This is a genomic window from Bradyrhizobium sp. 132 (genome assembly GCF_023074185.1).
GTDB lineage: Bacteria > Pseudomonadota > Alphaproteobacteria > Rhizobiales > Xanthobacteraceae > Bradyrhizobium.
This window is the reverse complement of sequence record NZ_JADPKY010000074.1, coordinates 1-8,150: the sequence shown is the minus strand read 5'-3', so window position 1 is coordinate 8,150 and position 8,150 is coordinate 1. Positions and strand designations below refer to the sequence as shown.

The following is an 8,150-nucleotide window of genomic DNA, read 5'->3' as shown; positions in this document are numbered from 1 at the left end:
GCCCCATGCGGTCCCCCAACCCCATGTAGCGCGATCAGAGGGTAATGCCCTTGTAAGGCCGCCGATCGATGTCACGCGATGTACGCGACATCTGAATAGGACTCCATTCCGGATCACTACGGAGACGAACGCGCGTGATTCCGCGCGCGGATGCATGCGTCTTCCCTCCGGCATATCCTGCCCGACATCGTCTCGCCCCTGATCGTCTCGACCACGCTGGCGGTCTCCGCAATTGGCGACTGATTGCGCGACCGCCTCGATCCGACCCTCCAATAGACCGCGCCGGGAGCAGGGGAGGCCTGCGAAAGGCCGATCCGGCCCTGTCCGGCCCAAGTTACCGTTGCGCCGGCCCATTCCGTGCGCTATCCGGCCGGGAAAGGCCTGAGGCGGCTTCCATTTTTCTCGCCCGGCCAGCCAAACCGAGGACGGAAACCGCCATGCCAGCCTATCGCTCCCGTACCACCACTCACGGCCGCAACATGGCGGGCGCTCGCGGCCTCTGGCGCGCGACGGGCATGAAGGATGGCGATTTCGGCAAGCCGATCATCGCGGTCGTCAACTCCTTCACCCAGTTCGTGCCCGGCCACGTCCACCTCAAGGACCTCGGCCAGCTCGTCGCGCGCGAGATCGAGCAGGCCGGCGGCGTCGCCAAGGAGTTCAACACCATCGCCGTCGACGACGGCATCGCCATGGGCCATGACGGCATGCTCTACAGCCTGCCGTCGCGCGAGCTGATCGCCGACAGCGTCGAGTACATGGTCAACGCCCATTGTGCCGACGGTATGGTCTGCATCTCGAATTGCGACAAGATCACGCCCGGCATGTTGATGGCGGCGCTGCGGCTCAACATTCCTGCCGTGTTCGTCTCGGGCGGACCGATGGAGGCCGGCAAGGTCACGCTGCAGGGCAAGACCAAGGCCGTCGACCTGATCGACGCCATGGTCGCCGCCGCCGACTCCAAGGTCAGCGACGAGGACGTCAAGGTGATCGAGCGCTCGGCGTGCCCGACCTGCGGCTCGTGCTCGGGCATGTTCACGGCCAATTCGATGAACTGCCTCACTGAAGCACTTGGTCTTGCGCTGCCCGGCAACGGCACGGTGGTCGCAACCCACGCCGACCGCAAGCGCCTGTTCGTCGAGGCTGGCCACACCATCGTCGATATCGTGCGTCGCCACTATGAGCAGGACGACGCCTCCGTGCTGCCGCGCAATGTCGCCAACTTCAAGGCGTTCGAGAACGCGATGACGCTGGACATCGCGATGGGCGGCTCGACCAACACCGTGCTGCATCTGCTCGCCGCCGCCCATGAAGGGCAGGTCGAGTTCACCATGCAGGACATCGATCGGCTGTCGCGCCGCGTGCCTGTGCTCTGCAAGGTCGCGCCGTCGGTCGCCGACGTGCATGTCGAGGACGTGCATCGCGCCGGCGGCATCATGGCCATCCTGGGCGAGCTCGACCGCGCCGGCCTGATCGACACGTCGGTCTCGACCGTGCACGCGCCGACCATGAAAGACGCGCTGGAGCGCTGGGACATCAAGCGCTCGAAGAGCGAGTCGGTCCGCACCTTCTTCCGCGCCTCGCCCGGCGGCATCCCGACCCAGGTCGCCTTCAGCCAGGAGCGCCGTTACGACGAGCTCGATGCCGACCGCGAGAAGGGTGTCGTGCGCAACCTCGAGCACGCCTTCAGCAAGGATGGCGGCCTCGCCGTGCTCTACGGTAATCTCGCGCAGGACGGCTGCATCGTGAAGACCGCGGGCGTCGACGCCTCGATCCTGAAATTCTCCGGTCCCGCGCGCGTGTTCGAGAGCCAGGACGCATCCGTCGAGGCCATTTTGGGCGGCAAGGTCGTTGCCGGCGAGATCGTCGTCATCATCTACGAAGGCCCGCGCGGCGGCCCCGGCATGCAGGAGATGCTGTATCCGACCAGCTACCTGAAATCGATGGGTCTCGGCAAAGCCTGCGCGCTCGTCACCGACGGACGCTTCTCGGGCGGCTCGTCGGGCCTGTCGATCGGGCATCTGTCACCGGAAGCCGCCGAAGGCGGCAACATCGGTCTGGTGCGGACCGGCGACCGCATCGCCATCGACATCCCAAACCGTAGCATCAGCCTCGAGGTCTCCGACGAGGAGCTCGCCAAGCGCCGCGCCGCGGAAGAGGCGAAGGGCGATGCCGCCTGGCAGGCGACGGGCCGCAAGCGCAACGTCTCGACCGCGCTTCAGGCCTACGCTGCACTCACCACCAGCGCCGCGCGTGGCGCGGTGCGCGAGGTCAAGCGTCGCTCGAAGTAGGAGCGTCTTGCGCGGGCGTGATCGCAAGCGTCGCGCATCGCGCATGGTCAACAAGTTCTGAACGGCCGGCGAAAGCCGGCCGTTCGCATTAAGGATGCCCCGACGAACTTCGGCAAAGCAAGGTTTTGCGGCATATACTGCCATCGACCTTCGCAAATCCATTTTGGGCAACTGGGGCACCACAATAATGTCTCGTACTCTTGCTGTCGTTTTCTCGACGGTCGTCGCTGCGATTTCCATGACGACTGCTGCTTCCGCCGGCTGCTACAATTGCTACACGCCGCCGCCGTGCACGACCTGCTACCAGCAGCAATATGTGCAGCCGCAATACCGCACCGTCGACGAGACCGTGATGGTTTCGCCCGGCTCCGTCGTGGCGCACCGCGCGCCGGCGCAGTACCGCACCGTGATGGTGCCGCAGACCGTGATGGTGGCGCCGCCGAGCGTCCAGTACGAACGCATCCCGCCGCAATACGCCACGCGCCAGCGCGTCGAGATGGTCCAGCCGGGTTATTCCTATTACGCCCCGGTGCAGATGGGCTGCGCCTCCTGCGGCTACTGAGCCGAGGCAGCAACGAAGAACTCCATGCGGCGCTCCCAACGGGGCGCCGTTTTGCTTTTGAGAGCAGCAAACGAGGCCCGGAAACGGAGATGAATCCAGACCGGGCCTCGCAACCGGCGACGCCCTGGGAGATGTCGCCAGTGTCCGGATGGCTGAGGCGTACAGGCTAAGGGAACAGGCTGACGCTCGCCTGACAGATCGTGTGCGGGCGAGGGGGTTTCGGGTCGGGCGCCAACTTCGCGTTGCCTTGGACCGTCGACTGCGTTAAGCGACAGCAATTCCGGACTTGGAAGGGTGGCCGAGTGGTTTAAGGCACCGGTCTTGAAAACCGGCGTGCCCGCAAGGGTACCGTGGGTTCGAATCCCACCCCTTCCGCCAGTTCCGATTTCCCGAACGATCCCAGCTAGTCCCAATCCTACCCGCAACCCATTGATAATGGCTTGAAAAAGACTGCGGGATCGGCTTTTATTATCCCGGCTAGTCCCGGCCAATCCCGATAAATCCGGCTCCTCATCGTGGGTAAGACCGTGGGATTAGGCGGACACTTTTGGGGGTAAGACGAATGGGCCTCACAGTTAAACAGGTTGAGCACGCTAAACCCGGCGATCGGCTCGGCGACGGCAACGGCTTGTGGCTGTTCGTGGCGGCGAGCGGCAGTAAGAGTTGGATGCTGCGCTTCACGTCGCCCGCGACACGCAAGGCCCGCGAGATGGGCCTTGGTCCGGCTTCCGCTATATCTCTTGCCGAAGCCCGCGACGTGGCTCAGCAGGCCCGCAAGCTACTGGTGGCTGGCAGAGACCCGATCGAGGAACGGAGCGCCAGGCGGGCCGCTGTGCGGGTTGAGGCCTCCCGCTCGGTCACGTTCGAAGTTTACGCCAAGCAGTATGTGGTGACGCACCGGCCGGGCTGGAAAAACCCGAAGCATGCGCAGCAATGGGAAAATACCTTAAAGACCTATGTCTATCCCCGCATCGGTGCCACGCCTATTGCCGATGTGACGACCACCGATGTGGTCAACGTGCTGGCTCCCATTTGGCTGACGAAGCGCGAAACCGCCGCGCGCATTCGGGGTCGAATCGAGAAGATATTGGACGCGGCAAAGGCGAACACGCTTCGTGTTGGCGACAATCCGGCGCTGTTCGCAATCGTCACGCACTTATTGCCAAAGCAGAATCGCAAGAGGCACGTGAAGCACCACCCCGCCTTGCCGCATGACCAGATGCCGGAATTCTGGCGGTCGCTGGCCAGGGATGCGAGCGATGCAGCACGCATGCTGCGATGGATCATCTTGACGGCATGCCGCTACGGGGAGGCGCGTGGAATGACGCCTGACGAGATCAGGGGCGATCTGTGGCGCATACCCAAGGGACGGATGAAGGCGGAGCGCGACCACTACGTGCCGCTCACGGCTCTTGCGCTGGAGCAGTTGCCGTTCCGGCCAGTTTCGGACGTGGCGCTGACCACTTGCATCAGGCGCCACACCGAGTCGCCGGCCTCTACGCACGGCATGCGGTCGACATTTCGAGATTGGGCTGGCGACGAGACCGAGCACGAATGGGAAGTGGCCGAGGCGGCACTGGCGCATCAGGTCGGCGATGAAACGGAGCTAGCTTATCGCCGTTCGACCGCGCTGAAGAAGCGCCGTGAACTGATGCGGGATTGGACCATGCATTGCGCGCGCCCCGTTGCCTGAGAGCAACAGTCTTAATCAATCCTAAAAATGGTACGGGAATGTACGGGATTCGACTTGCCAAATCAGCCGGGCAAGGGCACAGTGTCAACCCTGCGAACGAATGGGGTCTAGTTCGGCAGCCTCATGATAGACGGCCCCAAAGCAATGTCAAGCGGGATTTCCCAGACATGCTTCTCTTAAAACTCGCGGACGTCACCAAGGCCACCGGCCTGGGGCGCTCGACCGTGTATCGCAAAATCAGCGAAAACACTTTTCCCAAGCCCCTCCAACTCGGTCCTGGATGCGTCAGGTGGGACGCGGACCATCTGCAAGCATGGCGCGACAGCCTGCAGGTCGCGAACGATAACAAAGCCGGCGAGGTGGCGGCGCAGCGTCATGAACATGGCGGGCGACCATATCTCGATGCCCGCCTTCTGGACTCGTGAGTTCGGTGACTGGGCCAGCTTCGCCGCTACCAAAGAGATGGTTCAGCTCGCGCTTGATGCGGCCCTTATGTGGAGCAATCTGGCCGTCGATTTGAAGCAGCGCCTTCGCGACGAGGACCATCAACAAGCTGCCTAAACCACCCGCTCGATCGGCCCTTCCGCCGAGAGCACCCGAACCCCAACAGGGGAATCCCACCTTGCGAATACTCGACATTAGACCCGGTTCACCGGGGTCGACGACGCTTGCGCGTTTCGACCTCGAACTGAACGACCATTTGCGCCTGTACAACCTGGCTTTGCGGCAGCGTGGCGAAGAGCCCGCCCACGTAATGGCGCCAAACGCCTTTCAAGAGCGCACCGCTGGCTTTAGCCCTTCGTTCAACAAGGCGCTGGCTGAACTCGCCCTCAATTCCCTCGTGGAGCTACAGACCGAACATGCAATCAATTCGTAGCATTGCCGTCATCCTCGGCGGCAACGCCGTCCGAGACTATGTTCTATGTCCCGGTCCCAGTCACAGCAAGCGCGACAGATCCCTCAAGGTCAAATTCAAACCTGACGGCTCATTCAGCGTTACGTCATTCGCTGGCGACGATTGGCGCGCATGCCGAGATTACGTCCGCGAACAACTCGGCTTGCCGAACGACCGGCGCCGCGAACCGGCGAATGATGACGTGCCCATCGTCAGGTTGCGCGAGTTTGATGACGATGAGCCGGCTCGCATTCGCAATGCCTTGCAGCGGTGGGAACACGCCATCTCGCTCGCCGGGACGCTAGCGGAAACCTATCTTGCCGGCCGTGGCTTGGCCTACAGCGGTGATGCAATCCGCTTCCGAGCGAATGACCGGAGCATGGTTGCGCTGATGACAGATGCCATCAGCAATGAACCTTGCGGCGTTCACGTCACCTATCTGGACCACGACGGCTGTAAGGTCGGACGCAAGATGTATGGCCGCGCGAAAGGTGCAGTGGTGCGGTTGTCGTCCGATGCCGACGTCCACTACGGCCTAGCAATTGCTGAAGGCATTGAGACCGCCTTGGCGGTGCCGTTTCGGCCGATATGGGCTTGCCTGTCTGCCGGCACGATGGGGACGTTTCTGGTATTGGCAGGCATTGAGGCGTTGAGCATTTATGCCGACCGCGACCATGCAGGAATGTCGGCGGCGAACGAATGCGGTCGACGGTGGCATGGGGCTGGCAAGGAAGTTGAGATAGTCGCACCACCAGATATCGGCAGTGACTTCGCAGACCTGCGGGGTGCTGCGTGATGAGTAGCCACAAGTGGAAGTCTAATCCGGGTAGCGGCTTCAAGGAAGCCGAGGTCCCGCCAAAACCCGCCAATGATAACGCCAAAGGCGCGAATCCGTCCGGGGCGGCAAAACCCTCGACCTATCCTGGCATGGTTTCCAGCGGCGAATTCGTCCGCGGTTTCAAGCCGCCCGATTATCACGTCGATGGAATATCGCAGAAGGGTTATCTTTATTCGACGACTGCCATGACAGGCACAGGAAAGACGGCTGTCCTGTTGCTGATTGCCGCGCTCACGATGCTAGGCAAACCTCTCGGCGATCGTGAGGTTGAGAAGGGGCGCGTCGTCTATTTCGCGGGCGAGAATCCCGATGATGTGCGCATGCGCTGGATCGCAATGGCGCATTATCTTGATTTTGATCCTGATGCCGTAGACGTCCACTTTATCGCCGGAACGTTCGGCGTTGCTGAGATGTTTGAGCGCATCAAAGCCGATGTTGAGAAAATTGGCGACGTCGACATGATCGTGGTCGATACGAGCGCGGCTTACTTCCACGGCGACGACGAAAACAGCAACTCACAACTGGGAGCCCATGCGCGCAACCTGCGCATGCTAACGACATTACCAGGCAAGCCGGTGGTCTACGCCGCCTGTCACCCTATCAAAAATGCGGATCCATCAAACTTGCTGCCGCGTGGTGGTGGTGCATTCATTGCAGAGATGGATGGTAATCTGACCCTCAACAAGGGAGATACAGTCAAGCTGCATTGGCAAGGCAAGCACCGCGGCCCCGACTTCGACCCAATCTACTTCGAACTGAAGACGGTTACAGTACCAACCTTGGTGGACAGCAAAGGCAGGCCCGTCCCAACCGTGATGGCTGAGGCGCTGTCGAAGGGCGAGAGCATCAAGCGAGCCGACAAGGCGCGCAACGACGATGACGAGGTGTTGCTAGCGATTGAACGCGGCAAGGGCTCCTCACTCGCCGAGATGGCCGAGGCTCTCTGTTGGTGCACGCCAACCGGCGAGCCCAACAAGGACCGCGTTCGTCATGCGAAGGACCGGCTTTATAAGCGAAAGCTTGTCGACGTCGCGCGCAAGGGATGGAAACTGACAAAGCGTGGACACGAAGTGGCGCTTGAGGCGCGCGCCGACAAGCACAGCGCCGAGGCTGGTGCGCGGATGGCGGCTGGTCTTGCACGCAAGCGCGACGGCTAACCGTGCGCCAATCGTGCGCGCACGAAAGTACCGCGCACGATTGCAGGACATGACGGATATCATACTATTGACAAGGACTTACACGCATGAACACGGCGCACGATTTTCAGACAAAACCAAATACTCTGCGGTGGGGTGTGATTTATCACACCCACCGCAATGGTGGGATCGTGCGCGAATGCCGTGCACTCACTTCTCTAGGGCGCACGTTGGTGCGCGTCGCGTGAAACAGTGCAACATATACAAGTACTTAACTGCCGTGCGGATTTGAGAATGGTGCGCACGATTTCCGCACGGCGGCGGTGGGGAGACCTCGATCTCTCTTCGGCGCCGTCTCCGCAAACCAGCCGTCCAGCCACGCGTAAATTTTATTCCGCGTTTGATTATTTATCAAAACCCGCCAGCTGTACGGACATTCCAGCACTTGGCCGCAGAAGCCGCACTAATCAGTAGAGCAGATAACGGCCAGGTCAGCAGCACCATCGTCACGAGGTTTCCATGAAAAAACATTCCCCACTCGAGTCCCGCCTCGCTCGCGCCGGCAGGCGCTCTGATTTGCGACTCCTGCAAGATTACGCCGCGCCAATCGCGCCTTCGGCCTGGATGCCGTCGAATGACAACGAAGTTGGTGGCACCCAGGTTGACCGGATCGTGGAAATCCGACCGTCGCCTGACGAAATGGTTCGGCTCGCCGCGAAGGACGCTATTCGCGCGCGC

General features: G+C 61.7%; 9 protein-coding genes and 1 tRNA gene. 9 read left to right on the top strand and 1 reads right to left on the bottom strand.

Annotated features, from left to right (window positions below; translation table 11 throughout):
* The first annotated feature begins 437 nt into the window (after positions 1-437).
* The 9 genes from ilvD (at position 438) to IVA74_RS12135 (ending at position 7,433) form a co-directional block, all read left to right on the top strand.
* Positions 438-2,288: a dihydroxy-acid dehydratase gene (gene ilvD / locus IVA74_RS12175; protein ID WP_247343467.1), complete on the top strand. Its 1,851-nt coding sequence runs from the start codon at positions 438-440 to the stop codon at positions 2,286-2,288.
* Positions 2,289-2,526: 238 nt separating this feature from the next.
* Positions 2,527-2,850: a hypothetical protein gene (locus IVA74_RS12170; RefSeq protein WP_247343463.1), complete on the top strand. Its 324-nt coding sequence runs from the start codon at positions 2,527-2,529 to the stop codon at positions 2,848-2,850.
* 288 nt (positions 2,851-3,138) lie between these two features.
* A tRNA-Ser gene (locus IVA74_RS12165) sits at positions 3,139-3,228 on the top strand.
* 184 nt (positions 3,229-3,412) lie between these two features.
* Positions 3,413-4,543, top strand: coding sequence for an integrase arm-type DNA-binding domain-containing protein (locus IVA74_RS12160; RefSeq protein ID WP_247343461.1), 1,131 nt, complete (start codon positions 3,413-3,415; stop codon positions 4,541-4,543).
* A 38-nt stretch (positions 4,544-4,581) separates the two neighbouring features.
* Positions 4,582-4,968, top strand: a complete 387-nt coding sequence (locus IVA74_RS12155; protein ID WP_346730945.1) for an AlpA family phage regulatory protein — start codon at positions 4,582-4,584, stop codon at positions 4,966-4,968.
* Positions 4,919-5,104 carry a hypothetical protein gene (locus IVA74_RS12150; RefSeq protein WP_247343469.1) on the top strand — a complete coding sequence of 62 codons (186 nt, stop codon included), beginning with the start codon at positions 4,919-4,921 and terminating at the stop codon, positions 5,102-5,104. Before IVA74_RS12155 ends, IVA74_RS12150 begins: the two co-directional genes overlap by 50 nt.
* Before the next feature lie 61 nt (positions 5,105-5,165).
* Positions 5,166-5,420, top strand: coding sequence for a hypothetical protein (locus IVA74_RS12145; protein ID WP_247343457.1), 255 nt, complete (start codon positions 5,166-5,168; stop codon positions 5,418-5,420).
* Positions 5,404-6,234 (top strand): toprim domain-containing protein, encoded by an 831-nt coding sequence (locus IVA74_RS12140; protein ID WP_247343453.1) that lies wholly within the window; start codon positions 5,404-5,406, stop codon positions 6,232-6,234. Before IVA74_RS12145 ends, IVA74_RS12140 begins: the two co-directional genes overlap by 17 nt.
* Positions 6,234-7,433 (top strand): AAA family ATPase, encoded by a 1,200-nt coding sequence (locus IVA74_RS12135; RefSeq protein WP_247343450.1) that lies wholly within the window; start codon positions 6,234-6,236, stop codon positions 7,431-7,433. The genes IVA74_RS12140 and IVA74_RS12135 overlap by 1 nt, the downstream gene beginning before the upstream one ends.
* 390 nt (positions 7,434-7,823) lie before the next feature.
* Here IVA74_RS12135 and IVA74_RS12130 read toward each other — a convergent pair.
* On the bottom strand, positions 7,824-8,150 hold a 327-nt coding region (locus tag IVA74_RS12130), incomplete at its 5' end, for a hypothetical protein (protein ID WP_247343447.1).

Excerpts from the sequence above, each read along its gene's own strand:
- ilvD (WP_247343467.1), top strand. The coding sequence starts at position 438 with ATGCCAGCCTATCGCTCCCGTACCACCACTCACGGCCGCAACATGGCG.
- IVA74_RS12170 (WP_247343463.1), top strand. The coding sequence starts at position 2,527 with ATGACGACTGCTGCTTCCGCCGGCTGCTACAATTGCTACACGCCGCCG.
- IVA74_RS12160 (WP_247343461.1), top strand. The coding sequence starts at position 3,413 with ATGGGCCTCACAGTTAAACAGGTTGAGCACGCTAAACCCGGCGATCGG.
- IVA74_RS12155 (WP_346730945.1), top strand. The coding sequence starts at position 4,582 with ATGTACGGGATTCGACTTGCCAAATCAGCCGGGCAAGGGCACAGTGTC.
- IVA74_RS12150 (WP_247343469.1), top strand. The coding sequence starts at position 4,919 with ATGAACATGGCGGGCGACCATATCTCGATGCCCGCCTTCTGGACTCGT.
- IVA74_RS12140 (WP_247343453.1), top strand. The coding sequence starts at position 5,404 with ATGCAATCAATTCGTAGCATTGCCGTCATCCTCGGCGGCAACGCCGTC.
- IVA74_RS12135 (WP_247343450.1), top strand. The coding sequence starts at position 6,234 with ATGAGTAGCCACAAGTGGAAGTCTAATCCGGGTAGCGGCTTCAAGGAA.